At 33.3% G+C, this 24376-nt stretch carries 22 protein-coding genes, 1 tRNA gene and 1 pseudogene; 9 read left to right on the top strand and 15 right to left on the bottom strand.

The genetic code is table 11. The features are described from left to right. Positions 1–50 precede the first annotated feature (50 nt). The 6 genes from pfkA (at position 51) to htpG (ending at position 7820) form a co-directional block, all read left to right on the top strand. Positions 51–1037, top strand: coding sequence for a 6-phosphofructokinase (gene pfkA / locus AB8P06_RS18895; protein WP_369843919.1), 987 nt, complete (start codon positions 51–53; stop codon positions 1035–1037). A 31-nt stretch (positions 1038–1068) separates the two neighbouring features. After that, a complete protein-coding gene (gene gap, locus AB8P06_RS18890; protein ID WP_007843037.1) occupies positions 1069–2073 on the top strand; it encodes a type I glyceraldehyde-3-phosphate dehydrogenase in 1005 nt (334 codons plus the stop codon). 305 nt (positions 2074–2378) lie between these two features. Then, entirely contained in the window at positions 2379–3158 is a 780-nt protein-coding gene (locus AB8P06_RS18885; protein WP_369843916.1) for a helix-turn-helix transcriptional regulator, read from the top strand. A 67-nt stretch (positions 3159–3225) separates the two neighbouring features. Next, the gene (locus tag AB8P06_RS18880) at positions 3226–4413 is read left to right on the top strand and encodes an oxygenase MpaB family protein (RefSeq protein WP_369843915.1); all 1188 of its coding nucleotides are present in this window, start codon (positions 3226–3228) and stop codon (positions 4411–4413) included. 168 nt (positions 4414–4581) lie between these two features. Further along, the gene (recA, locus tag AB8P06_RS18875) at positions 4582–5583 is read left to right on the top strand and encodes a recombinase RecA (RefSeq protein ID WP_369843914.1); all 1002 of its coding nucleotides are present in this window, start codon (positions 4582–4584) and stop codon (positions 5581–5583) included. 344 nt (positions 5584–5927) lie between these two features. Next, positions 5928–7820 carry a molecular chaperone HtpG gene (gene htpG, locus AB8P06_RS18870; protein ID WP_369843912.1) on the top strand — a complete coding sequence of 631 codons (1893 nt, stop codon included), beginning with the start codon at positions 5928–5930 and terminating at the stop codon, positions 7818–7820. Positions 7821–8050: 230 nt separating this feature from the next. On the opposite strand, the gene AB8P06_RS18865 is transcribed toward htpG, so the two are convergent. Then, positions 8051–8746: a hypothetical protein gene (locus tag AB8P06_RS18865; RefSeq protein ID WP_369843910.1), complete on the bottom strand. Its 696-nt coding sequence runs from the start codon at positions 8744–8746 to the stop codon at positions 8051–8053. Between the two features lie 150 nt (positions 8747–8896). Here AB8P06_RS18865 and AB8P06_RS18860 point away from each other — a divergent pair, with 150 nt between their 5' ends. Then, on the top strand, positions 8897–9277 hold the full coding sequence (locus AB8P06_RS18860) for a helix-turn-helix domain-containing protein (protein ID WP_369843908.1): 381 nt from the start codon (positions 8897–8899) through the stop codon (positions 9275–9277). 3 nt (positions 9278–9280) lie between these two features. Here the strand turns inward: AB8P06_RS18860 and AB8P06_RS18855 are convergent, their stop codons facing one another. Then, the gene (locus AB8P06_RS18855; protein ID WP_369843906.1) at positions 9281–9577 is read right to left on the bottom strand and encodes an MGMT family protein; all 297 of its coding nucleotides are present in this window, start codon (positions 9575–9577) and stop codon (positions 9281–9283) included. Positions 9578–9678: 101 nt separating this feature from the next. Here AB8P06_RS18855 and AB8P06_RS18850 point away from each other — a divergent pair, with 101 nt between their 5' ends. After that, positions 9679–9825: a hypothetical protein gene (locus AB8P06_RS18850; protein ID WP_369843905.1), complete on the top strand. Its 147-nt coding sequence runs from the start codon at positions 9679–9681 to the stop codon at positions 9823–9825. An 82-nt stretch (positions 9826–9907) separates the two neighbouring features. Here AB8P06_RS18850 and AB8P06_RS18845 read toward each other — a convergent pair whose 3' ends face one another. From AB8P06_RS18845 to AB8P06_RS18835, 3 genes are read right to left on the bottom strand one after another with little or no spacing between them, the layout of a single operon-like run. After that, positions 9908–10879 (bottom strand): deoxyhypusine synthase family protein, encoded by a 972-nt coding sequence (locus AB8P06_RS18845; protein WP_225690052.1) that lies wholly within the window; start codon positions 10877–10879, stop codon positions 9908–9910. Positions 10880–10937: 58 nt separating this feature from the next. Continuing rightward, positions 10938–11348, bottom strand: a complete 411-nt coding sequence (gene arfB, locus AB8P06_RS18840; RefSeq protein ID WP_369843903.1) for an alternative ribosome rescue aminoacyl-tRNA hydrolase ArfB — start codon at positions 11346–11348, stop codon at positions 10938–10940. Between the two features lie 38 nt (positions 11349–11386). Next, the gene (locus AB8P06_RS18835) at positions 11387–12406 is read right to left on the bottom strand and encodes an AMP-binding protein (protein ID WP_369843901.1); all 1020 of its coding nucleotides are present in this window, start codon (positions 12404–12406) and stop codon (positions 11387–11389) included. A 99-nt stretch (positions 12407–12505) separates the two neighbouring features. Here AB8P06_RS18835 and AB8P06_RS18830 point away from each other — a divergent pair. Then, positions 12506–12576 (top strand) — tRNA-Gln (locus tag AB8P06_RS18830). A gap of 438 nt (positions 12577–13014) precedes the next feature. On the opposite strand, the pseudogene cas2 reads toward AB8P06_RS18830, so the two are convergent. From cas2 to AB8P06_RS18780, 10 genes and pseudogenes are all read right to left on the bottom strand, one after another. Next, positions 13015–13343: pseudogene (gene cas2, locus AB8P06_RS18825) on the bottom strand (CRISPR-associated endonuclease Cas2). Further along, a complete protein-coding gene (cas1, locus tag AB8P06_RS18820) occupies positions 13340–14233 on the bottom strand; it encodes a type II CRISPR-associated endonuclease Cas1 (protein ID WP_369843900.1) in 894 nt (297 codons plus the stop codon). Before cas1 ends, cas2 begins: the two are co-directional and overlap by 4 nt. Next, positions 14233–18030: a type II CRISPR RNA-guided endonuclease Cas9 gene (gene cas9 / locus AB8P06_RS18815; RefSeq protein ID WP_369843898.1), complete on the bottom strand. Its 3798-nt coding sequence runs from the start codon at positions 18028–18030 to the stop codon at positions 14233–14235. Before cas9 ends, cas1 begins: the two co-directional genes overlap by 1 nt. A 245-nt stretch (positions 18031–18275) precedes the next feature. Continuing rightward, positions 18276–18866, bottom strand: coding sequence for a hypothetical protein (locus AB8P06_RS18810; protein WP_369843896.1), 591 nt, complete (start codon positions 18864–18866; stop codon positions 18276–18278). A 289-nt stretch (positions 18867–19155) separates the two neighbouring features. Continuing rightward, positions 19156–19503, bottom strand: a complete 348-nt coding sequence (locus tag AB8P06_RS18805) for a hypothetical protein (RefSeq protein WP_369843894.1) — start codon at positions 19501–19503, stop codon at positions 19156–19158. Then, positions 19500–20558, bottom strand: a complete 1059-nt coding sequence (locus tag AB8P06_RS18800; RefSeq protein ID WP_369843892.1) for a hypothetical protein — start codon at positions 20556–20558, stop codon at positions 19500–19502. Before AB8P06_RS18800 ends, AB8P06_RS18805 begins: the two co-directional genes overlap by 4 nt. 272 nt (positions 20559–20830) lie before the next feature. Continuing rightward, positions 20831–21073: a hypothetical protein gene (locus AB8P06_RS18795; RefSeq protein ID WP_369843890.1), complete on the bottom strand. Its 243-nt coding sequence runs from the start codon at positions 21071–21073 to the stop codon at positions 20831–20833. 10 nt (positions 21074–21083) lie between these two features. Further along, positions 21084–21362 (bottom strand): helix-turn-helix transcriptional regulator, encoded by a 279-nt coding sequence (locus AB8P06_RS18790; RefSeq protein ID WP_369843888.1) that lies wholly within the window; start codon positions 21360–21362, stop codon positions 21084–21086. Positions 21363–21445: 83 nt separating this feature from the next. Next, positions 21446–22576 (bottom strand): hypothetical protein, encoded by a 1131-nt coding sequence (locus tag AB8P06_RS18785; protein ID WP_369843886.1) that lies wholly within the window; start codon positions 22574–22576, stop codon positions 21446–21448. Between the two features lie 778 nt (positions 22577–23354). Beyond that, positions 23355–23780, bottom strand: coding sequence for a hypothetical protein (locus tag AB8P06_RS18780; protein WP_369843884.1), 426 nt, complete (start codon positions 23778–23780; stop codon positions 23355–23357). Positions 23781–24376 lie beyond the last annotated feature (596 nt).

The following is a 24376-nucleotide window of genomic DNA, read 5'->3' as shown; positions in this document are numbered from 1 at the left end:
CCATAATCTGAACTTGTTTTTGTAAATTTGTGTTCGAAATTTTTTACTAGATGAAAGAGAGTGCTGTAAAAAAAATTGCAGTTCTTACTTCAGGAGGAGATTCTCCGGGTATGAATGCAGCATTAAGAGCGGTAGTGAGAACCGCAAACTATTATAATATCGAATGCTACGGAGTAAGAGAAGGTTACAACGGCCTTATCAACGATGATTTCCTGAAAATGGGTCCTCGTTCCGTAAAAAATATAATCAACCAGGGCGGAACCATTCTGAAATCTGCCAGATCAATGGAATTCAAAACCAAGGAAGGCCGTCAAAAAGCTTATGACAACTGTATAAAACATGGTGTTGATGCTTTGGTTTGTATTGGTGGGGACGGAACTTTTACCGGAGCAAAAATCTTTAATGAAGAATTTGGGATCAGGGTAATCGGTGTTCCGGGAACTATTGATAACGATATTTTCGGTACTGATAACACGATCGGTTATGATACAGCCCTGAATACGGCTATGGAGGCCATCGATAAAATCCGTGATACGGCAACTTCGCACAACAGGGTTTTCTTTGTTGAGGTGATGGGACGTGACGCAGGTTTTATTGCATTAAACAGCGGACTGGCAACAGGTGCCCTTGATATTTTAATTCCTGAGAGAAAAGATAGCATGGATGAGCTTTTTGCAACTTTCAGAAATGCAGAAAAAACGGGAAAAGCTTCAAGTATCGTTGTTGTGGCGGAAGGTGAAAAACTGGCCAACATTTATGAGCTTGCGGAGCAGACCAAGCAGGAATTTCCTGATTATGACATCCGTGTTGCTATTTTAGGACACATCCAGAGAGGTGGCTCACCAAGTTGTGCAGACAGGGTTTTGGCCAGCAGGCTGGGTTATGGTGCCGTGGTAGGATTAATGGAAGGAAAAACCAATGTAATGGCAGGAATGCGTTCCAACGATATGGTGTACACACCTATTGAAGAAGCCATTAAAAAACATAACGAAATCAATAAAGACCTTTTATTGATTTCAGAAATTTTAGCAATCTAATATTTTTTAATATAATTTAAAACAAACTATTATGTCAACAATCAAAGTAGGTATCAACGGGTTTGGTAGAATTGGACGTCTTGTTTTCAGAGCAATGACTGAAAGAGACAACATCGAAGTAGTAGGAATCAATGACCTTATCGATGCTACATACATGGCTTACATGTTAAAATATGATTCTGTACACGGTATTTTCCCGGGTGAAGTTTCTGTTGAAGGAAACGATCTTGTGGTAAACGGAAAAAGAATCAGAGTAACTGCTGAAAGAGATCCTAATAACCTAAAGTGGAACGAAATCGGTGCCGATTATATCGTAGAATCTACAGGTTTATTCTTAGATAAAGAAAACGCTGCCAAGCACATCAACGCAGGTGCAAAAAAAGTAATTCTTTCTGCACCGTCTAAAGATGACACTCCAATGTTTGTAATGGGTGTAAACCACACTGAACTTACTGACGATATCAAAATTTTATCAAACGCTTCTTGTACAACCAACTGTTTAGCACCTTTGGCTAAAGTAATTCACGATAACTTCGGAATCGTAGAAGGTTTAATGACTACGGTACATGCTACAACAGCAACTCAAAAAACAGTTGACGGTCCTTCAATGAAAGACTGGAGAGGTGGTAGAGCTGCTTTGAACAATATCATCCCTTCTTCTACAGGTGCTGCTAAAGCGGTAGGAAAAGTAATCCCTTCCCTAAACGGAAAATTAACAGGGATGTCTTTCAGAGTACCTACTGTAGACGTTTCTGTAGTTGACCTTACGGTAAGATTAGAGAAAGCTACTTCTTACGAAGAGATCTGTGCTGCTATCAAAGCTGCTTCAGAAGGAGAATTAAAAGGAATTTTAGGATATACTGAAGATGCTGTAGTTTCTCAGGATTTCGTAGGAGATAAGAGAACTTCTATCTTCGATAAGGATGCCGGTATTATGCTTTCTCCTAATTTTGTAAAACTTGTTTCCTGGTATGACAACGAAATGGGATATTCAAACAAATTAGTAGACATGCTTGTACACGCTGCTTCTTTATAATTTTGTAAGCAAATAACACACATAATAAACCCCTTTCAGAATCTGGAAGGGGTTTTAAGTTTATGCATTTTCAAACAACTAAAATAACGAAAAAGATAAACTATATTTCATAATCACCTGCTGTGATCTTTTTTACAGAAACCTATTAACATAAAGAAAAACTCAGCCATAAAACCATAGTTTTAAAAATTGAGTTTTCATAGTTATTAGTTACAACAAATTTTGCATTTTTTTCAAAGCAAAAAAATCCCCCTTTTGGGGTATTTCTTAAGAAAAATTTAACTATTTTAGACAAAACTAAGTTCATGGGAAATTCTGAGAAAAAACACCCTTTAATAGAAGTTTGGAACACTTATCCGGGCGACCGGAAAGAAAACAAAAAGATATTGAACAAGCCTCCCATCGAACGCATCATCGGAGAAATGTTTGCCATCGGGGAATTTTATTATTATGTGCTGAATCTCACCAACAGTACACTTTCTCATCATCATGAAAATATTCTTAAACTTCATGGCCTGAAAAAATTTCCCACAAATCTAAAGGAAGTCATTGATCTCACCCATCCTGATGACATCGATTTTGTAGTGAAAGCCGAGCATGAAGTTATTAAAACAATGATGGAAATCGGTCTTGAACATCAGCTTTTTCTGAAATCCAGCTACTGTTTCAGGATGAAAACGGCCAACGGGAATTATGAGTTGTTTCATCATCAGGCCATTCCTACACTGGAAAATGAAAACGGACATCTTATACAGGCGATCAATATCCATACGAACATTAATCATATTACAAAACAAAATCCCTGTACGGTTTTGGTTTCGGGAATTGGCCCGAGAAACGATTTCCGTCAGATTAAGATTGAAAATTCCATACCAGCCAATCCTTGTCCTAACTTTAATTTAACAAGAAGAGAGACCGAAGTTTTGTCTTTTATCGCCAAAGGATATTCAGGTCCGGAAATTTCACAGATCCTTATCTTGTCAGAACATACTGTACGAAGCCACCGGAAAAATATTTTAACGAAAACCAACTCCAGAAACAGCAAAGAGCTTCTGAAAAAAGCTTTTGAATGGGGATTAATTTAAATTTAACTGATAAATCTCACAAAGGATTTTCGGCAAAAAACCTGTATTTTTATATTCGATGGACAGAATGGTTTTACATCCCCGTTTTAAAGATTCCCCACACTTTAAAGATTTCTGGGAAAAAGGAAACGGAAAACAGCTTATTGAGTTTTCCGGTGCAGAGGTCAGCTTCGAAGATTTTGAAAAATTTGCATGTTACTATTATCACACGGATGAAACCGGTGATGAAGTTGTAAAAGATGTATATTTTACTAAGAAATTCCATGAGGCTTCAAGTGAAATTGAAAATTATATCCGGAATGGCGTCTCTGAAAATAGCGATGTTCCTGAAAGTGTAAAAAAGCTTTTTTCGCAAACCCAGAGAAAGCCGGACTGGCTCAATGAAGACTTGCTAAAATACGGTGCAGAACTTTGTATGCGTAGCGGCGTGGATGCTTTAATTTCATTAAGGGATTACTGTTTAATCGGAGGTTATGATTATGCCTATCTCAACAAACCTCTTATTGCTACGGAAGCCTTAAAGAAGGGAGCTGTAAAACGTCTTTCGGAAACCCTTGATTTCTGGGTAAATGCTACACGATATAATGCGCTTGATATTCATGCTAAAGGTTATGAATTTGCCATTAAAACCCGCCTGATCCATTCTTACGCCAGGCTTTCCATTAAAAAGCACTACCAAAACTGGGATACTGAAAACTGGGGTGAACCGATCAATTCCTGGGATATGATGGCTACGTATATCGGCTTCAGCCTGGTATTCCTTCACAGTCTTCAAAAATTGGGAAATACTTTTTCAGCTGACGAAGAACAGGGAATTTTTCATCTCTGGAAATACGTGGGCTATTTGCTTGGAATTCCCGAACCCCTTTTACCCGATGATAAAAAGCAGGCTACCGAATATTTTTATTTATGGACTTCGGTTCAGCCACCATCTGATAAAGATTCGGTATTACTGGCCCATTCTTTACTGAATGAATCACTGGAAAATCCGATCTTAAAATTTCAGTTTCAGAGAAGAAATCTCCGTTATTTACATATCTGCTGTACATGGTTTTTGCTGGATGCCGAAGTTTGTAAAAGACTACAGATTCCGGATGTTCCCAACAGAAACGGATTTCCGAAAACAAAAAGACTGATCAATACCATTTACAATACAGTTGTAAGCCGAAAAGCAAGAATTGAATCCGGTAACAAGAGACATTTAAAAGTTCTTGAAGATTATCTCAGGATCACAAAAAACTCAAATTTCCATTAAAATTCCGATCAGTTATTTTTAAATCTCTTTTGCTTCATCTGTCTTGTTTTGAATAAGATCAGAACAAATATTTTAGTAATTTTTAACTTTAAAAACAGCTTTCAGAATTAAATAATATTAGTTTTTGATATTTAAATTATGTATTTTTGAGAAATTATATTTATACTGATGAGTAACATTGATGATAAGAAAAAAGCACTCGCTTTAGTGCTTGACAAGCTAGATAAAACATACGGAAAAGGAACAGTAATGACGTTGGGAGATAACTCTGTTGACAACACGATTGAAGTAATTCCTTCAGGTTCTTTAGGACTTGATATTGCTTTAGGAGTTGGCGGGTATCCAAGAGGAAGAATTATTGAAATTTACGGTCCTGAATCTTCAGGTAAAACAACACTGACCCTTCATGCGATTGCTGAAGCTCAGAAGGCAGGCGGAATTGCAGCATTTATTGATGCGGAACATGCTTTTGACAGAACTTATGCTGCCAAATTAGGAATTGATTTAGAAAACTTAATAATATCTCAGCCGGATAACGGTGAACAGGCTTTGGAAATCGCTGATAACCTAATCCGTTCGGGAGCTATTGATATTGTTGTTATTGACTCTGTGGCTGCCCTGACTCCAAAAGCAGAGATTGAAGGTGAAATGGGAGATTCCAAAATGGGTCTTCATGCAAGATTGATGTCTCAGGCTTTAAGAAAATTAACGGCTACGATTTCAAGAACAAAATGTACGGTAATCTTCATCAACCAGTTAAGAGAGAAAATCGGTGTCATGTTCGGAAATCCTGAAACAACAACCGGTGGTAATGCTTTGAAATTCTATGCTTCGGTAAGAGTTGATATCAGAAAAGCTAGTGCACCGATTAAAAACGGAGACGAAGCAGTAGGAAGCCGTGTGAAAGTGAAAATTGTTAAAAATAAAGTAGCTCCGCCTTTCAAACAGGCTGAATTTGATATTATGTATGGTGAAGGTGTTTCCAAAACAGGAGAAATTCTTGATCAGGCTGTAGAATTGGGAATTGTAAAGAAAAGCGGTTCTTGGTTCAGCTATGAAGAAACCAAGTTAGGACAGGGCCGTGATGCTGTAAAAGATGTTCTGAAAGACAATCCTGAGCTTTCTGAGGAACTGGAAAACAAAATTAAAGAAGTGTTGAAAAATAAATAATTTTTTCAAACCTATCATATAAAGACAGCCTTTGGGTTGTCTTTTTTTATTTACATTACGTTGTTTTATAACCATAGATTACACGGATTTTCAGAGATGTTTATGCTTATTTGTGAAAAATTATTTTTGTTTTAATTAAGGTTTTATTTTTTAAGTTTTGGCTAAAGCCTTTGGTGGTTTTTATATTTTGAAAGCGGGCTAAAGCCCGCTCCTATTGAATAATTATTTCCCGCAGATATTTATCCAAATAATCTTTTAATTATCCCAACCCTGTCAATCTGTCACTTTCTTCTTCATGGTATTTTTTTTGAGAAAGATTAGGAAATTAAAAAACAAAAATTATTATGACTAAAGGAAATATTAATGTATCTGTGGAAAATATTTTCCCGCTTATCAAGAAATTTCTTTACAGTGATCACGAAATATTCTTAAGAGAGCTGATTTCTAATGCAACGGATGCAACCCTTAAATTAAAGCATCTGACAACCATTGGTGAAGCGAAAGTTGAATATGGAAATCCAAAGATTGAAGTAAAGATTGATAAGGAACAAAAAACACTTCGCATCATCGATCAGGGTATCGGTATGACCGCTGAAGAAGTTGAAAAATACATCAACCAGGTGGCATTTTCCGGAGCGGAAGAGTTTCTGGAAAAATATAAGGACACGGCAAAAGACTCCGGAATTATCGGGCATTTCGGACTTGGATTCTATTCTGCATTCATGGTTGCTGAAAAAGTAGAAATCCTTACGAAATCCTATAAAGACGAACAAGCCGTTCGCTGGATCTGCGATGGAAGCCCTGAATTTACTCTTGAAGAAACAACGGATAAAACGGACAGAGGTACTGAAATTATTCTTCATATTGCTGAAGATTCAACTGAATTCCTGGAAGAAGGAAAAATCCGTGAGCTGTTACTGAAGTATAACAAGTTCATGCCTGTTCCTATTAAATTCGGAACCAAAACCCACACATTGCCTTTGCCGGAAGACGCTCCCGAAGATGCAGTGGCAGAAACAGAAGAGGTTGACAATATCATTAACAATCCTACTCCTGCCTGGACAATTGCTCCCAACGAACTGACAAGCGAGGATTACATGAAGTTCTACCACGAATTGTACCCGATGCAGTTTGAGGAGCCATTATTTAATATTCACCTGAATGTAGATTATCCGTTCAACCTGACAGGTGTTTTATTCTTCCCGAAACTGAGCAATAATTTAAATATTGAAAAAGATAAGATCCAGTTATATCAGAACCAGGTATTCGTAACGGATGAAGTAAAGGGAATTGTTCCTGATTTCTTAATGCTACTTCGTGGTGTGATTGATTCTCCGGATATTCCGTTGAATGTTTCCCGTTCTTATCTTCAGGCAGATGGTGCCGTAAAGAAAATCTCTTCTTACATTACGAAGAAAGTAGCCGATAAAATGTCTTCTCTTATCAATGAAAACCGTGAAGATTATGAGAAAAAATGGAACGACATTAAAATCGTCATTGAATACGGAATTATTTCAGAAGAAAAATTTGCTGAAAAATCTGACAAATTTACTTTATATCCGACTACTGACGGGAAGTATTTCTTATGGGATGAGCTGACAGAAAAGATCAAGCCTTCACAAACGGATAAGGATGGTAACCTGATTATTCTTTATGCTTCTAATGCCGATGAACAGCACAGCTACATTCAATCTGCAAAAGATAAAGGCTATGAGGTTCTTCTTTTAGACTCGCCTATTATCCCTCACGTTATTCAAAAGCTTGAAACTTCAAAAGAGAAGATCTCATTTGCAAGAGTAGATGCGGATCATATCAATAATTTGATTAAGAAAGACGAGCCTGTTATTTCAAAACTGAATGAGACTGAAAAAGAGTCTTTAAAAAAGGATGTGGAAGATGCTGTTAAAGATGCCAAATTCACTGTTCAGCTTGAAGATTTAGACAGTAATGATGCTCCATTTACCATTACCCAACCTGAGTTTATGAGAAGGATGAAAGATATGCAGGCAACCGGCGGTGGCGGAATGTTTGGAATGGGCGGTTTTCCTGAGATGTATAATCTTGTGGTAAATTCAAACAGCGAGTTTGCCGGTCATATTCTGAAGACGGAAAATGCAGAGCAAAAAGAAAGCCTGATTCAACATGCATTGGACCTGGCTAAACTTTCCCAGAATTTATTAAAAGGGAAAGATCTTACAGATTTTATTCAAAGAAGCTACAAACAGCTTGAAAAATAGTATAAATAAAAGGCGGCACAGTTAATCTATGCCGCCTCTTTTATTCAAAAAGTTATTCCGTACCCTTTTTTTTCCGGTCTCTCCAAATCAGAACAACGCAGATAAGAATTATTATAAAACAAATAGGTTGAATAATAAAGTATCTTTCGCCTTTAATAAACAGAGGTATAAGAAACATTATTACTATTAATGTGTAATATAAATACTTATATTTCATAAAATTATAATTATTAAGGTTTTCCTCCAGCTTTTACACAGCCATGATAATCGGAATCAGCATCGGAATTGCAAACTACCATATGAACAGTAGCGGCACCACCCCCAATTATTGCACCGGCACCACCGGTAAAAATACCGCCTATAGCAGACATCCCTACCTCAATTACAAAATTTCTCATACATCTTCTGGATGCGCTGGTAAATTCTAAATGACAATTCCTTCTTGCCATTACCCCGGCATCTTCCGTATAACTAAGCTGTAAATCTATTTCCTGAGCTAACATAACTTTTCTTTGTTCTTCAGTATATTTGGTATAAAACCCTTGATTAGCATTTCTAAATGCCTGGGTATTGTCTGCCATATTTGTATAGGAAGAAATCAGGTCATTAAAACGTACAATTTTAGCTTCTTTATAAAGCGTTTCTAACTCATCTACTGTTGTAACACTGTTGATTCGGGATTGAATCAGAAAGTGATCTGCATTTGGCTCGCTATCCAGAATTGCTTTGATTTCAGCCTGAATGGCCAATTGGTTTTTCACATAATCTGGCAAAGTCTGGTTATTGGTTTCACCTAATCTGGAAAAAGCTTTTGAATGAGATTCGGTTTTTACCGTTGTATCCTGTCCGGATAAATCATCAGTGTTATGACAAGATTGTAACATCAGCAGAAGGCAAGCTCCCACTACAAATAAATTTTTTTTCATTGTTTGGTTTTTTAAATGTTTTCAGGTCAAATCTATAAAACCAAAATTCACTATATGTAGATTTATATTGTATATTTATTGCAATTTTATTGTACAATATGTATGTCAATTTGTACAATTTTTTCGCATATTTGTACAAAATTGTACAAGATGCAAAAAGAAAAGCTACGTTTAATCAGAAAGAAGAAAGGATATACTCAACAACAGATTGCTGATATCATTGCCACTGATGTATCCAATTACAGCAGAAAAGAGAGCGGAGATGTAAGAATCATAAAGGATGAATGGGAGAAAATCGCTAATTTCTTAGACATTCCCGTGGCCGAAATTTATGAGGAAGATGAAGCTCAGATTGTCGTTAATAATGATCATCCTGTATTCAATGACAGCTCAGCATCAGGTGTTTATCAATATACCAACCAGGCGATTCCTGTTTCTATTGTTGAAAACCTTCAGGAATATATCTCTTTATTAAAGGAAGAAAACAGCAGATTGCAGGAGGAAATAAAAACATTAAAGGGGAAAAAATAACCTTTATAATTCCTTCAGAGGATCCCAGAATAGTTTTTTGAAATTCCTGATCCTGAAATTTTCAATCACAACACCTTCTGCTTCCAATTTGGGCAAAAATTCTTTTACGGATAATGTTCCCGAGCTTGAAATCACCCGATGTGCAGGAACGTCTTTCGGACATCCGCCCATTGCTTTTCCTACATGGCGTGAATGATTGGGATACCCCACTGCTTTTGCTATTGCTCCGTATGTAGAAACCCGGCCTTTGGGAATCAGCCTGGTAATCTCATACACCTGTTGTTTAAAAATTTCATCCATATAATCTAAATTACCACTTTCTTAAGAAAAACACAGTACATTTTGCATTATTTTTGATTCAGTATATTCATCAAAGATTTCATCACTAAAAATATAAGGTTATGAAAAAAACATTTTTTCGTCTGCTGAATACCATCAATAAGGCGATTCTGCCGAAATTGAGTAATAAAGATCCCAATACATTAACCAAATTCCAGAAAGGAATTTTAGCTTATCGCTATTTTGTACTGGTTAATTCTCTTGATTGACAATTATCAACGTCACTAACTAAATAAAAAAACGCTTCAAATTTTGAAGCGTTTTATATTATACTCTTAATGAGATTATATTTTAGTTTTCCAGAATGTAAGAGAACATCAATGGTGCACAAATGGTAGCATCACTTTCAACGATAAACTTCGGTGTTGTAATATCCAGTTTACCCCATGTAATTTTTTCATTCGGAACCGCTCCGGAATAGGATCCGTAAGAAGTTGTAGAATCAGAAATCTGACAGAAATAAGACCAGAAAGGAATGTCATGCATCTCCATATCCTGATACAGCATCGGTACCACACAGATCGGGAAATCACCGGCAATACCTCCACCAATCTGGAAGAATCCTACTCCTTTTCCACCTGAGTTTTTAGTATACCAGTCAGCCAGATAGGTCATGTATTCGATACCCGATTTCATTGTAGTCGCCTTCAGCTCACCTTTGATACAGTAAGATGCAAAGATGTTACCCATAGTAGAATCTTCCCATCCCGGAACTACGATCGGTAAGTTTTTCTCTGCTGCAGCAATCATCCATGAGTTTTCTCTGGGAATTTCATAATACTGCTCCAAAACTCCTGAAAGAATCATTTTGTACATAAATTCGTGCGGGAAATATCTTTCTCCTTTTGCCTCTGCATCTTTCCAGATCTCAACGATATGTTTCTGTAACCTTCTGAAAGCTTCTTCTTCAGGGATACATGTGTCTGTAACTCTGTTTAATCCTCTTTCCAGAAGATCCCACTCATCCTGAGCTGTAAGATCTCTGTAATGAGGAACTCTTTCATAGTGAGAATGCGCAACCAGATTCATTAAATCTTCTTCAAGGTTTGCTCCTGTACAAGAGATAAAATCTACTTTATCCTGACGGATCATTTCAGCAAGAATCTTTCCCAATTCGGCAGTTGACATTGCACCGGCCAAAGTGATCATCATTTTCCCGCCTTCTTTAAGATGCGCAACATAGCCTTTTGACGCATCCACCAATGCAGCTGCGTTGAAGTGCAGATAATATTTCTCTATAAATTCAGTAATCGGTTTACTCATTATTTTAATTTTTGCAAAGATAAAACTTAAAACGGAAAGTGAAGGAAGGATTTTTGATTCAATATAAATGTAAGTGACTAATATTTGAATTTCCTGTTTTCTTTTTTTCGGAAAGTTTCTTTTTAGTATCAAGCCTTTTTTGTTTCTGCCCTTTTGAAGGTTTTGTAGCCAGTCTTTTTTTGGGAATAATTAAGGCTTTATCAACCAACTCTACTATTTTTTCAATTGCTTTATTTTTATTCATTAATTGTGTTCTGCTTTCAGAAACCGTTAAGAATAAAAAACCTTCTGCATTGATCCTGTTTTTCAGTTTATTTTGAATTAAAACCTTTTCATCATCATTAAAAAATTCAGATTCCTCGATTTTCCACAGCACTGTAACGGAAGTCTCCACCTTATTAACGTTTTGCCCTCCTGCCCCACTGCTTCGGGAAGTTTTAAAATTAAGTTCTTTTGAAAAATCTTTCATTTGTTCCGGTTTAAAATTTTTTTATAAAATAATGACAATTATTTTTCCTCACCGCTTATCTTTTTATACAATTCCAACCGGTTTACTTTTCCATTGGGAGTTCTGGGAATGGTATCGATAAAAATAATTTCTTTGGGTCTGTGAAAACTTTTGTCAAACGGTATTTCTGATATTTTCCGGATGGTCTCATCTGATTGTTCTGCTTCTATAATCAGTATCAGTTTCTGTCCCAGGCTTTCATCTTTCAATCCTAAAAATACAGCTTCATCAGGAATTTCTTTTTTAACCAGAGCTTCCAGTTCTTCAGGAAATATTTTAGCTCCTCCGGAATTAATCACATAATCAATCCGTCCTAAAAACTTAAACTGCTTTTCATTTTTAATTTCAACTAAATCATTAGTCTGAAGAACCTCAGCATTCACATTCGGGGCAAATATCCTAAGACATCCCCTTTCATCCTTTGAAATTGATACATTTTCAAAAACAGTAAAATAATCTTCCGCCTGGGGAACCAATTGCTTCAGACCAATATGCGAAAGCGTTTCCGACATTCCATAGGTTTCATAAATATTGATTTTCAAATGCGAGATCCTTTTTTTAAGGCTTTCAGATACTGATGCTCCGCCAATGATAAGATTTTTGATCAAATGAAGCCGGTCCAGTGAATTTTCAACCTGAAGCGGAGTCATGGCACAAAAGTCTATTTCTTTGTCCAGTTTTTCCAGAGGTTTTAAAGAGGGATCTGCAATAAGCAATTTCATTTTCCTTACAAAAGAACGCACCATCATCATTTTTCCGGAAATATATTCTACAGGAAGGCATAATAATGCGGTATCACCCTCTTTCAGATGTAAAAAATCACAAGTCATTGTAGCAGAATTAATCATTTTCTTTTTTTCAATTCCGAAAACCTTTGGACTGCCTGTAGAGCCTGAGGTTTGTATATTTACCCTTACAGAATCCGACAACCATTCTTCTAAAAAAAAAATCACTTTTTTTTCAAATTCCGTCTGCGAATCTAAATTATTAATTTTGAGATTATTGAAATCTATCAGCATGTTTACCACATATAAAAAGTTATGTAAATTTAAAAAAAAGTTTAAAACCGTTTGTAAATAAAGAAAAAAGCTGTAGATTTGCACCACTAAAACAAACACAGACCCATGGTGTAGCGGTAACACTACTGATTTTGGTTCAGTCATCTGGGGTTCGAATCCCTGTGGGTCTACAATTCAAAAGCTAACCACTTGATATTCAAGTGGTTTTTGTTTTTCTAGTCAACCATTAGTCAATAAGTTACTTTTTAAGTAGTATTTTTTATTATTTGCTTAGTATTATAAATTGTTTCAAAAAATATTATCTTCGTGGTTAGTATAGCTAATCTGATGACATCCTCTTGGTAGACCATGTTGTGAATTGCTTTCAAAAAATTATTATCTTCGTGGTTAGTCACAGCTAATCTAGATTACGTCTTCTTGATAGACCATGTTGTAAATTGCTTTCAAAATTATTATCTTCGTGATTAATCACAGCTGCTAACAGTTAAATAATAGCGCCAACGCCGTTGTGAATTGCTTTCAAAAATTATTATCTTCGTGATTAATCACAGCCTCAAAAATAATCTATTGATTTTCAGTAGATTATTTTTATTTCTAGAATTTAAAATTTAGAATAATTCCAGTTGCTGGAATGTTGGAGGTGGTTCTTCTTTATTTCTGGCAAAGAAAATTTCAATATCACCAAATTGTTTATCCGTTATGCACATAATAGCAACTTTTCCTGCTTTTGGAAGCATAAATTTGACTCTTTTAATATGAACTTCAGCATTTTCCCGGCTTGGACAGTGCCGAACATACATTGAAAACTGAAACAATGTGAATCCATCATCGATTAATGATTTACGAAAACGGCTAGTATCCTTCATGTTTCCGTTGGCAGGTCATACAATACTAATACCCACATAATTCGGTATGCGTTAAACCTTTCGGTATTCATCTCAGTTCAGGATAAGAAATCAATCGTTTTTCTCCTGTATAACATTTATAAAGGGATGATGCTGTTGTTTTTACAGCAATTAACAAAGGTCTTGTTTTATAATCGATATTGACATCCTTTGTAGCTATCTGAAGAATGTGAGCTTTAAATTCTTTTGTCAATTCCTCTGTTTCAGGATTTATTTTCAACCATTGCATAACCAACAGATCAACAAAAGGACGATAAGGCTCCATAAGATCATCCGCAAGACAATAAGGATTATATTTATTTTTGTGAAAAATTCCTAAAACTGGTAGTAACCCGGTTTCCACAATTGCGCGTGCAACAATACTTCTTAGTACGGAATATCCGAAATTGAAAAATTGATTGGGTGAATCTCCAAAACGTTGTCGTAAAAAATCTAAACTAATGAGATATTTCCAGTAATGCTGAGCTGCAATGCCTTCCATATTAGTAATATCACCAGACTTCACATTTTTTTGATATTCAATCATTGGTTCATAATAATTCCCGAACCTTATCAAAACATTTTTCTGATTTTCAATCTTACATTCTACGGTTTGTTTCCAAAGCTGTTTCTTTAAAGGCTCTGTTGCTTCCAATTGATCTTTCAACCGGTCTGAATGTTCTGTGTGTCCGTAAAGTGGCATCATAATTCCGTGTGGCAAATGATGCGAATCACAACTTATCATAACAACATTATTCCCCATCATTTTCTGAATGAGATTATGGGAAATAGTAATCTGAAAATGATCCAACATCAATAATCCTAGATCTTCTACAGGGATACTTCCTTTTTCAGTTTTAGTTTCCGGACAGAGGATTTTCATTTGTTCATCTTTGAGCTTGAGATAAGCTGGGTTACCAATATAGATGGAACGGGTGATCATTATTCTCCTATTTTTATGATTTCTCCCAAATGATTTAATCTAACTTTAATAGGATTCATTCCCAATAACGCTCCAACACTTTTAAATCTGAAATATCGTTTAGAATCTTTTGCTGTTGCAATATTTTTCAACTCAGAATTTTTTGTTTCTAAATGATGCCTAAACCAATAGTCATTATTGGAAATACTCCAAACCAAATACAAATATTTACTCAATAAAGGTTTGTTGTTATTTTTAGCAGCTTCATTAAATTCCTCTTGTGACAGTCCGAGAATAAACATTTCATTTTGCTGCATACTGAATCTAAGATTGAGATTATCTATTGGCAATTTGCTTAAAAATGATTCGGGAAATTCTTTATCTAATAATTGATTCCAAACATTAGAGGAATTTTTAATGATAGTAGAAATATTATATTTTTTTCTCTCTACAGCATTCCAAAAAGTGCAAATGTGCTGAACAGGCTTATTATTTTTATCCTCATAAATGGCAATGTGATGATTATTTCCTGTAAGAACGAAACCTATTTCTTTACCGTTTTCATCTTTTCTGATAGCCTGTAAATTATCAGCATCCGGACGCGCAAATAGACGGACAGTTATAATAGGAATTTGTTTTTCTTCATTAAACCAAAGCGTATCTTTAAAAGCTTCTTTTTCTTTATTTCCAAATTGAGCTAATCTTTCTTTTACTAAGATTTTCACTCTTTTATCAACAATATCATTAGCTTGGCTGGCTTTTAAGCTTTGCAATTTATATTTTAAAACAGTTGCATCATTATAGCAAGATGTTTTTTCAAGAATTTCTGTTTTTTCTTCGTTTAAAAAAATTGGATTTTTCTTTAATGTTAACAAAGCCGTTTTAGAATTATTTTCATTTTCTAACAGTCTTTTTTCCACCAAATCTTTAATCTTTGGATTTACTATTTTTTCTAAGTTTTCAAATAAGTATTTTAAAGGTTTATCTCTTTCAATTATTTTTATTTTACCATAAACAGATTGTTCATGCAAAGCTCCTCTTGGAACAATAACACCTATATCCTTATTTTTTCCAGTAGCTTTAAATTTGGTTATTGTAGCAACTTTTTTACCCGCTTTGAAAGAAACTAAAATATTATCAGCTTCTTTCATCACTTGTCCTGTGCTAAAAGGCTTTTGAGTTTTTAAATACTTTTCTAAAAGGGTCGTTTTTTCATTAAATTCTGTTTTCGATTCTTCAATTTCTTTATTCATTAAATCCTTAGTTTCACTAGAATTTAATGTGTTGATACGTTGAATAAAGCCTTGTTTCGTACACGCAATTACAAGAGCATCAATGGCATGATGACGGTGGTCATCCCTTTTAGCCCAATTTTCTATCTCTTCTCTTTGATGATTTCTTTTCCCGTGTTCACTTGTCCATTCTTTCATAACGGTTTGTCCCAATGCTTTGTATTTATGCATTTGTAAATTCATCAAAACATCATCCCAACCCCATAAATTACGCAGCTTTGCCGTTACTCCACCTTCCGTTGTCATTACATTATTACATACCTTTTGTAAAATTTCTCTTGATTTTCGAGCAATATATTGAGTGTCCCTTAATTGTCTATCAATGAAATTTTCCCAAAGCTTTTTATCAGCTTCTGTTTCCTTTTTCAAACTTTTACGCTCAAGATATTCTTTATGTGAAACTTTTAGCCTTTCCATTTTACTGTACGAAATAATTCCACGTTTAAACCAGTCATCAACACGCTCAGAATAAATACGAACTTGTTCCTCTCCTTTTGTTGCGATATAATCGTAGGCGGTTTGATTCGTTTTGGTAGAATTACATTTTCTATGAACCAAAACCTTGTTAGTTTGAGAATCATCGAATAATAGTGCTTTTGGTACAATATGGTCAACATCATAAGCATCTCCACTTAATGCTTCTGCAAGATTAAAAGTTTCCCCACAATAAATACATTGATTGTTTACGTGAGCTTCCTTTAAATTTCTACTGAGTGAAGGGAAAATAAATTTATATTTTTGAATATACCTTTTTGTTAAGGGCAAGCCCAGTTCAGCTAATCGCTTACCAATTTCTTCATTGAGTTTTTTGTTTTTGGAATTTTGTAAATCTGTTTCATTTCGTTCGTCTTTACTCTGCTTCAGTTCACGGGCAAGTTCAACTCTTATTTCAGAAGGTTTTCCATATTGTTCGAGGATTGCATTGACCACATTAATCATCTGGTTCAGAATTTTCTCAACAATAGGTTGCCTCAAACTGTTTTTAGAAAGGAGTTCTAATCGGTCTGAAGTCACCTGCTGTTTTCTTTCGTCTTTCGTCAAAGAATTAGAATGATTATACCCAGCCAAACTGCAAGACTGAGAATAATTGTAACCTTCCATTAGAAAAGGAAGAATTTTTCTCATTGATTTACTTGATTTATTTCCGAAAGCTTGTTTATTAAAATCAATGCGGGATAACTTTCCAGCGGTTTCATCATCAAAACCAAATCTTTTGATTAAAGCATTTTTACATTCATCTAAATCTTTCAGTGAATAGATAGTATGCCATAGTTGGTATAATGGTTCTTTTTCCAATAATCCATCAAGTTCAAGACCGACTCTTTCTTCCAGAATTTCTCCGGTCTTTTTATTCACTAATATTGAAGTATAATTTGATGGAATGATAGAAACTCCAAAATTTAAAAGCTCGTTATCACCCAAAATATTTTGGAGAGTAGTATAAGTTTCATTTCCTTTAATGCCTTTAAGAATTTGCTTATTTACATAAACATCATTTTTATTTAATTCTAAGATTTCAAGAAGCTTAGTAAAAGTTAAACTTTCATTTTTAAACAAATAATCTGCTAATATCTTTTTCTTCTCTAAAGTAGGAGTTTTATCACCCCATTTATATTTGCTTCCAGCCGGATTTTTAACTTTAATTGAAATCGTATTTACTACTTCCCAAATACGACATAGTTGAAACAAAGGAGACGTTTTCGGAGCAACTTTAGGACCTACGAATACCACTTTATCTTTATTTTTTTCTTTATTGAAAATAGTTTTCTCAAAGCCTTCAAATTCACAAATACTGACTAACCCTTTTTGCGATTTAAGCTTTCGTTGAAAATAAATAATCTCATTTCTTAATTGATGAACAACTTCATCTGTAAGAAATTTATGTTTAGCTTTTTGAACTTTAATAATGGTGTCAAATTCTTCAATATAAGCTTCTCTTGGATAAACTTCTTCTTTAATTCTGAAATAAGAATTATTAACATTTGCATTATACAATTCTTCATAAAAATACTGACCTATAGTCTGATTTCTATCTTTCAGTTGAACATAACGCCCTTTAATTGTCTGAACATAATCTGTATCCTTTTTATCAGCATTGGATTCACTTCTTGCAGATTTATACCCCCTCTTTTGATTAAGCATATACAAAATACGTCCTAGTTGTTCGGCAGAAATATTTTCATTTGGGTTAGCAGAATCACTTCTTAATTTCCACAAATCAAGCATTGAAAGTTTTAACAGCTCTTCCGAAGGGAAAATATTATATTTATTTAAAATCTTTTTTAAATAAACTTTTTTTAGTTGCTTTCTGTCATAACCTTTTCTTTGAGTGCGGCTAGTCGTTCTGCTTTGATTTTTAGTAATTGACAAACCTCGTTGAAATTCATCTCTTTCATTTGAAGACAAAGAAATTATTCTGGAACCCATTGCAACAATTCGAATAGGGATATTATTTTCGTTGACTTCAATTAATGCCCATCCAATGGAATTAGTTCCTAAGTCTAATCCAAGTATATATTTTGCCATAGCCATCTAGTTTTTCATAATACATAAAAATAGAAAGAAAATATTTATTAAAATTAAGGTTTTCCGTAAAGTAATAAATGAAATTTTGATTTATATTTGTAATAATAATTTGAAAAGCAATTCACAATAAGGATTATTCCGTTGTGAAAACATTTAGCGCCTCGACTATCTTCGGGGCATTTATATTTTAGATAAAATATACATTTGTCAATATTATTTATTTAAAATAATTTACATTATCATATCTATGATAATAAAGACCTTTCAATATCTTCAAAGTTGATTTCTTTCTTCACATTAAGCCGTTTCATGAGTTTCAGGTATCTCTTTGTCGGTTTTCCATTATAGAACCTCTTAAAATGTTTTTTATGAAGCTCCTCATACAATTTATCATCCAGATAAGAACCAAAAATCTTTTCCCAGTCCCTCCATTTTTTAGATCGTAATTGCTTTTCATAATACAAATCATTAAAAGCTGTCCTGTGCAGGAAATAGCCACTATTTAAATGTAGTTTCCTGCATACCCTTTGCGTATGGGGACAGACAAAGAACCATAATAATCCATTTCCCAAATTAGAGGGACGGGTAATTAAACGGACTTGGTAGTTAACCTTTTGGGATTGATTGTAAGTATAGTCAAAAGTAATATAACCATCGGTGTCGGTAGTTTCTATAATGACAGTAATTGAACTTACCCTTTCCCCATACTGGTTAGTCCAGTGAATATTTTGGTTGAGCCTTATATTGGGCTGTAAGTAGCCAAGCTTTTTTAAATCAGAAATTGTAATTCGTTTCAAACTTTCTACCTCATCAGGACCGTTGCTCCATCTTCCCATAATTTTAATTTTAATTGTTAGTCTTTGTTAGTATCCTGCTTCTGTTTTACTTTTGTACCTGCATCTGCGTCACTTTTGCTTTATGAAATTTTGCTCAGGTCCTTTAAAATTTTATGCCTTGTTTTCGGCTTGGAAATAAAACCTAAATTATTAAGGAACTTTCCGGCTTTTTCACCCCGTTTTCACTGCAAGCCCTTTATTCATAGCTCTTGCAAAGGTTTTAAAATGTGTCCGGAAATAAAACGGTTAAACGACAGCTAAAGCTGTTTATTTCCTCTGTAAACATGCTTTATTCCTCTAAAAATACATCATCAGCTATTCCAAAATCTAAATTTTCCAATAAGTCAGGGAAGCCTATTTCCATTTCCGGCAGTTCTATTTCAGGAAAATCGATACCCATATCTGGCATTTCCATATCTAATTCTAACATATCAAACCCAGGTATATCAATTTTAACATCTAATATCTCCAATAAACTGGCATCTAATTCTGACAGATTATTTTCTAATGCTTCAATTTCCGGTTCCCGCAAATCCTGTTTATTATCTTTTATATTTTCCTGCAGACTTTTAGATAAATCATAATTGGAGGCATCTATATTTTTAGCCTTTTTTTCTGCTGTAATTTTCTTTTTCATAACCTTAAATTTTGAGTGGGTGGATTTGGACTTTTTGACCCTATATCTGAACGGTCGAAAAGTCTAAACTTTTGTTTTTTATTTTCTATAAAATTGTTAGTCGAAAAGTCTAAACTTTTCCCCGTTAATTTTTCCATTTTCCGTTTTATTAATTCCAATACTTTACCTTTCAAATTCTGGGAATATTTTAATGTCATTTTCTCAAATCTGTTTTTATGGTAGTACTTGTCTTTCTTACTGAGGTTTACCCAGTAATTAGGATTCCGGTAATCTTTGAGTTTATTAATTTCCGGTACTCTCATTTTGGTTTCATCGGTGGTATAGTCATAAAAATAAACTTCCTGGAACTCTTTTAATAAAAGCTTTTTAAGCTCTTCAATGATCTGGGGTTTTAAAATATCCGGGAGATACATTATTCCTAAATTATTTAATACACTCATCTTTAAAAACTTGATTTCAAATCGTAAGGTATTGGGTTGTAAATGCTCTTTTACAGTCTTTTTAAATATACTAAGTTCTTTCCTTTCATTCGGTTTCATAAAATGATCATTCCTAGCATACTTCTTTAGTTTCTTTTCATACTGCGCAGTTTTATTATAAATTTTAATAATATAGTCCCTCTTGGCAGACTGGTAATAAAAAGCCCCTGAAATGGTTTTATTAAATTCTGCTGATCTGTGGAACAGTAAATTTTGCAGAAGTTTATTGGGATCAAATGGTAATTGGATATTAACCCCTATTTCAATGTTTTCCAGCCTGCAGTATTCCGGTCTCAATCCTAACTCTGTTTCAAGGTTCTGTAATGCTGAGGAAAAGTTTTCCATATCAAAATCATTTCCGTTAAAATCTGTACGGTTAAAAAATTTATGGATGCTCCCCTTTACCATTACCCGGCCGGAACCGTATTTGATAATCTGCATCCCGAAATAATCACCCTCCTTTTTATTGTCGGTTTCCCCGGTTTCATTGTTTACAGAAATAGTAAAATCGGTTTTGTCCGTGGGTAGCCCATAGTTTTTATCCGTGTAATGAAATTTTACAAAGTCGGTCGGCATAATTTCTTATCTTTGTAAAGACAAAAGATTTACATCTTTGTCAAGTTTGAACAACGAAAGGGATATAAGGTTTTATATTCCTTTTTTATGGGCTATACTTTGAACAACTTCTTTAACCTTCTCCGGAAATTCAGATTTCTCGCATGGATAAAATTTCGGGAAAATATAGAGTTCAATTACTTCATTTTCTTTCGGGTAATAGACAATGCATAAAACCTTTTGATTTTCTACAAATACATCCGTACAATAGAAATTATTGATTCCGGCAGGTTTTAATCCCAATCTCGTACATACTGACCAATTGGAAGCATCCCGAAGCCGTAAAAGATTATTAAATCCACTGAAGGTATTGTATCCGTTATTCTTTCGATACGTAGGAATTCAGGCAGGAAATGATTTTTTCCGGCTGATTTTAAGTCTTCCTTCCTTTTGTATTGTCTGAAAGTCTTTTTAACCTCATCTAATCTGTAGATAATGGTTGTTTGATTTTGGTAATTGTTGTTAGAAACTGGCATAATAGAAAATTTAATCATTAACGATCATTGCATTTTCTATTTCATCCAGCCTGTAATATACCCGTGCACCGAGTTTGTAGGATTTCAGGATTCCGCGTTTGCGCCACTCGTGGATGGTGGGTTTTGTTACTCCAAAACGTTCGCAGATGTCATCTGCAGAGAGGTAGCGTTTCGGCTCGTTTTCTTTAAAAGTTTTTTCTAAATCGGTGAGTAAGGATTCTTTTACTTTACTTACGATTTCATTGATGAGGTTTACAGGATTTACCCCGATGAAATTAATTTGTTCCATTTTACAGTATTTTAATCTATACTGCAAATATTTTCTAAGTAATCAATAAGTAATTACTTTTTTATAATCAAATTAAATATTGATTAGAGATTCCCATTTTTAATCTTAAGTTTTTGAATAATTTTATTGGCATTCAAAAGGTTCTCAGGATTCTTATATGGACTATTATTATCTGTATCATCCCTATTGGCATTTAATATTGGACGCAAATAAGTATATAGAGTAGTAGATTTTATTCCTATAATTGCAGACAGTATCTCTGCTGTATGTTGAATCGTTTCAGGTTTAGTTTGAATTGATTTTATATAATCTATAACTCCAAGTTTTTCCAATATAATTAATTTTTCTTTATCTGCATTATTTGAAAAATCTTGTTCAGGAATATTATTATTTGGTAAATTGATCCCAACATTACTCCTATTATAAAGTAAAACATTTGCTTTCTCTATTTCAATTAACCCCTCTATAAATTCAACAATTTTGTTATGTTTTGCTTTTATTCCTAAATAGTAATCGGCAGCTTCTTCAGGTTTTAATTGTCTTATCACTTTTGCATTGCAATTTGCAAGCTCTTTATCGCTTTCTATTCGGCTTACCTCCTTATATGCCTCCACACGGTCAGTTAAATAATTTAAAAATGTTTGTTCATTTTTAATTTTATCATAATCAGTTAAATAATTGAATTTGAAACCATGAATATTTTTATAAATTTTTAGTAAATCTTTGTTCTTCTTTGACTCTATTTGTGATGAGTCCACTTTTCCAATGTAAATATCTTTTAGCTCAGAAATTATTTTTTCTGTCAAATAAATATGTTTTTCAAATTTTAAATCAATCCACCATTTACAATCCTCAAAATTATAATTTAGAAATTCAGAAAAATATTTGTATGTTTTAGAATTAAAAAACAAAGCACTAAATCCTTTAAAAGAAATATGCTGCTCTTCTTTATTTATGAAATTTTGAAAATCATCATTTGTGATTTCACAATCGTTTAATAGATCTTTTAATTCTATAAAATTTACATCTTGACTATTTAGTCTTTTCCCTGAACTCGCTTCATATAAATCTTCATAAATAATATGTATTCTTTTGTATCCTTCTAAATAGCCTTGATATTGTTCGATTAAATAATTTAATCCGTATTTTGTGTTTGGATGCAGATTTATATCATTCTCAAATTCTTTGTAATCCAAATAAATTTTAAATTCCATAAGCTTTAAATGTATTGAATTTGTATATGTTAAATTGATAATTATCTGTAAATTTTTTGAATAAGTAATAAAATAGTAAATCCATTATTTTAAATTTAGAACTCCAAATTAAATAATTAATGCGACAAAGGATGTCGCATTAAAATTTTTTAAAACAGGAAATAATAATCTAAAATTAAAACATATTTTAAGCTGGCTTGTATCTAAAAATAGAGAAAACGGTCAAATTGACCAGTGTTTTTCGGAGTAAAAAACTATAAAAGTTTATTTCCTGAATTTTATAAACCACTGCAAAAAACAAAACTACAATGGCTATTTTTATTCTAAGATACAAAAGATATTCACATCAATGGTATTGAAAGTCAATATTTCAAATTTTAAGTCTTTACTATTTTATAATATTATCAAACTCAATAATTTTTTCTCCAATTGAATAATCCATCTCACAATAACATAATGAGTTAATGCTCCTCTTTGCTTCAATCTGTTATCATAGTTGTACAACTTTAGTATTTCTAATACATCAGCTATTGATCCATTGTTAGATATGCTTAAATGCTTTTCTAAAAATGATTTCAATTTTTGCTTGCGAATTATAAAAGTATTTTCGTTCATTTTTATTCAATATCCTATCTGAGAAATGATTCTTAATAGTTCTTGTTGTCTATTTTTTGCTTTCGAACACTGATTTAAATTCATAAATGTTCAATATCATAAATTCGTCTTGCTATGGATGTTCTGATGTTAACAACAATTTGTCTTTATATTAGATTGATTACTAGATATTTTCATTTGTTATTAAATCTTTTACTTTATTTACGTCGCATCCCTTTACAAAAATTCGATACAATTTATTATCAAGTAACGGGATTTCCTCCATCCAAAAATTAATCTTTCTGAACTCTAATTCTTTTAAAATATCATCCTTCATTTTGGGAATATCTGTGCTTTTAATCAAATGACTATTTGCATATTTATCCGCAGTAATTTTGTCAAAGGCATATTTTACGGCTTCTTCTTCCAAACGAAAATATTTAAGATTCTCTTTATTCCCTCTTTCAGTATAAAACCAAATAAATAATTCGCCCCATTTCTCTAAACCAAATCCTTCGTAGATAGTATTTCCGTCAATTGAATATAATTCTTCATTAAAACAATTTTTTGTTAAAATTTCTTTTAATTCTTTTATTGTAGTCGGTATCATAAATAATTTTTATATGTATTTAAGGTATTTTTTATAAACCCTATTGCATCTATTTATTCTAAGACACAAGCGATACACCTGTGCCAACAGGGGTATTATTTTAAATAAAAGTGTAAAAGATATACTTTTTTGTCTCAGAAGGGAACGACTTCATTACAGAATTATAGTTGGCAAATAAAGTAATCTCATTAATACCTATGATGTACATTTAACAAGAAATACTACAAAGACTATTAAAATAAATGTTCCTATCAAGAATCTTATTGTATTATCTTTTTCATTACTTACAATTTCTTTATAGCTTCTTTGATCTCCTATTAATTTTCTTAAAGCATAGTAAATATTATTCCCTATAAGATTAGTAAAGATGAGTTGAAAAATATATTCCATTATCATTATTTAGTAAAATCCAAATTCATAAATTTTCAATATTTGCTTGATTAATGTTATATTTTTGTAGCAACAGGTACGCTCTTTCTGAGATTGCTAAAGTATTTTCTTCAGTTATAAAAAAAAGATTGAACTTGCAACAATTTTTGAGACAAAATTTATATACTTCTTTATGCTACATTTTTAGATTGATTAGACATTAAATT

It is taken from the genome of Chryseobacterium tongliaonense, assembly GCF_041224435.1.
GTDB classification, from domain to species: domain Bacteria; phylum Bacteroidota; class Bacteroidia; order Flavobacteriales; family Weeksellaceae; genus Chryseobacterium; species Chryseobacterium tongliaoense.
Note: the sequence above shows the minus strand (reverse complement) of the source record. Positions and strands in the feature narration are given on the sequence as shown.

Bases quoted from the DNA above. Each gene is read 5' to 3' on its own strand.
- AB8P06_RS18845 (WP_225690052.1), bottom strand. From the start codon at position 10,879: ATGAGTAAACCGATTACTGAATTTATAGAGAAATATTATCTGCACTTC.
- cas1 (WP_369843900.1), bottom strand. From the start codon at position 14,233: ATGATCACCCGTTCCATCTATATTGGTAACCCAGCTTATCTCAAGCTC.
- AB8P06_RS18800 (WP_369843892.1), bottom strand. From the start codon at position 20,558: ATGCCGACCGACTTTGTAAAATTTCATTACACGGATAAAAACTATGGG.
- AB8P06_RS18790 (WP_369843888.1), bottom strand. From the start codon at position 21,362: ATGGAACAAATTAATTTCATCGGGGTAAATCCTGTAAACCTCATCAAT.
- AB8P06_RS18885 (WP_369843916.1), top strand. From the start codon at position 2,379: ATGGGAAATTCTGAGAAAAAACACCCTTTAATAGAAGTTTGGAACACT.
- pfkA (WP_369843919.1), top strand. From the start codon at position 51: ATGAAAGAGAGTGCTGTAAAAAAAATTGCAGTTCTTACTTCAGGAGGA.
- cas9 (WP_369843898.1), bottom strand. From the start codon at position 18,030: ATGGCAAAATATATACTTGGATTAGACTTAGGAACTAATTCCATTGGA.
- AB8P06_RS18860 (WP_369843908.1), top strand. From the start codon at position 8,897: ATGCAAAAAGAAAAGCTACGTTTAATCAGAAAGAAGAAAGGATATACT.
- htpG (WP_369843912.1), top strand. From the start codon at position 5,928: ATGACTAAAGGAAATATTAATGTATCTGTGGAAAATATTTTCCCGCTT.
- AB8P06_RS18810 (WP_369843896.1), bottom strand. From the start codon at position 18,866: ATGGGAAGATGGAGCAACGGTCCTGATGAGGTAGAAAGTTTGAAACGA.
- AB8P06_RS18805 (WP_369843894.1), bottom strand. From the start codon at position 19,503: ATGAAAAAGAAAATTACAGCAGAAAAAAAGGCTAAAAATATAGATGCC.
- arfB (WP_369843903.1), bottom strand. From the start codon at position 11,348: ATGAAAGATTTTTCAAAAGAACTTAATTTTAAAACTTCCCGAAGCAGT.
- AB8P06_RS18780 (WP_369843884.1), bottom strand. From the start codon at position 23,780: ATGATACCGACTACAATAAAAGAATTAAAAGAAATTTTAACAAAAAAT.
- AB8P06_RS18850 (WP_369843905.1), top strand. From the start codon at position 9,679: ATGAAAAAAACATTTTTTCGTCTGCTGAATACCATCAATAAGGCGATT.
- gap (WP_007843037.1), top strand. From the start codon at position 1,069: ATGTCAACAATCAAAGTAGGTATCAACGGGTTTGGTAGAATTGGACGT.
- recA (WP_369843914.1), top strand. From the start codon at position 4,582: ATGAGTAACATTGATGATAAGAAAAAAGCACTCGCTTTAGTGCTTGAC.
- AB8P06_RS18865 (WP_369843910.1), bottom strand. From the start codon at position 8,746: ATGAAAAAAAATTTATTTGTAGTGGGAGCTTGCCTTCTGCTGATGTTA.
- AB8P06_RS18880 (WP_369843915.1), top strand. From the start codon at position 3,226: ATGGTTTTACATCCCCGTTTTAAAGATTCCCCACACTTTAAAGATTTC.
- AB8P06_RS18835 (WP_369843901.1), bottom strand. From the start codon at position 12,406: ATGCTGATAGATTTCAATAATCTCAAAATTAATAATTTAGATTCGCAG.
- AB8P06_RS18795 (WP_369843890.1), bottom strand. From the start codon at position 21,073: ATGCCAGTTTCTAACAACAATTACCAAAATCAAACAACCATTATCTAC.
- AB8P06_RS18785 (WP_369843886.1), bottom strand. From the start codon at position 22,576: ATGGAATTTAAAATTTATTTGGATTACAAAGAATTTGAGAATGATATA.
- AB8P06_RS18855 (WP_369843906.1), bottom strand. From the start codon at position 9,577: ATGGATGAAATTTTTAAACAACAGGTGTATGAGATTACCAGGCTGATT.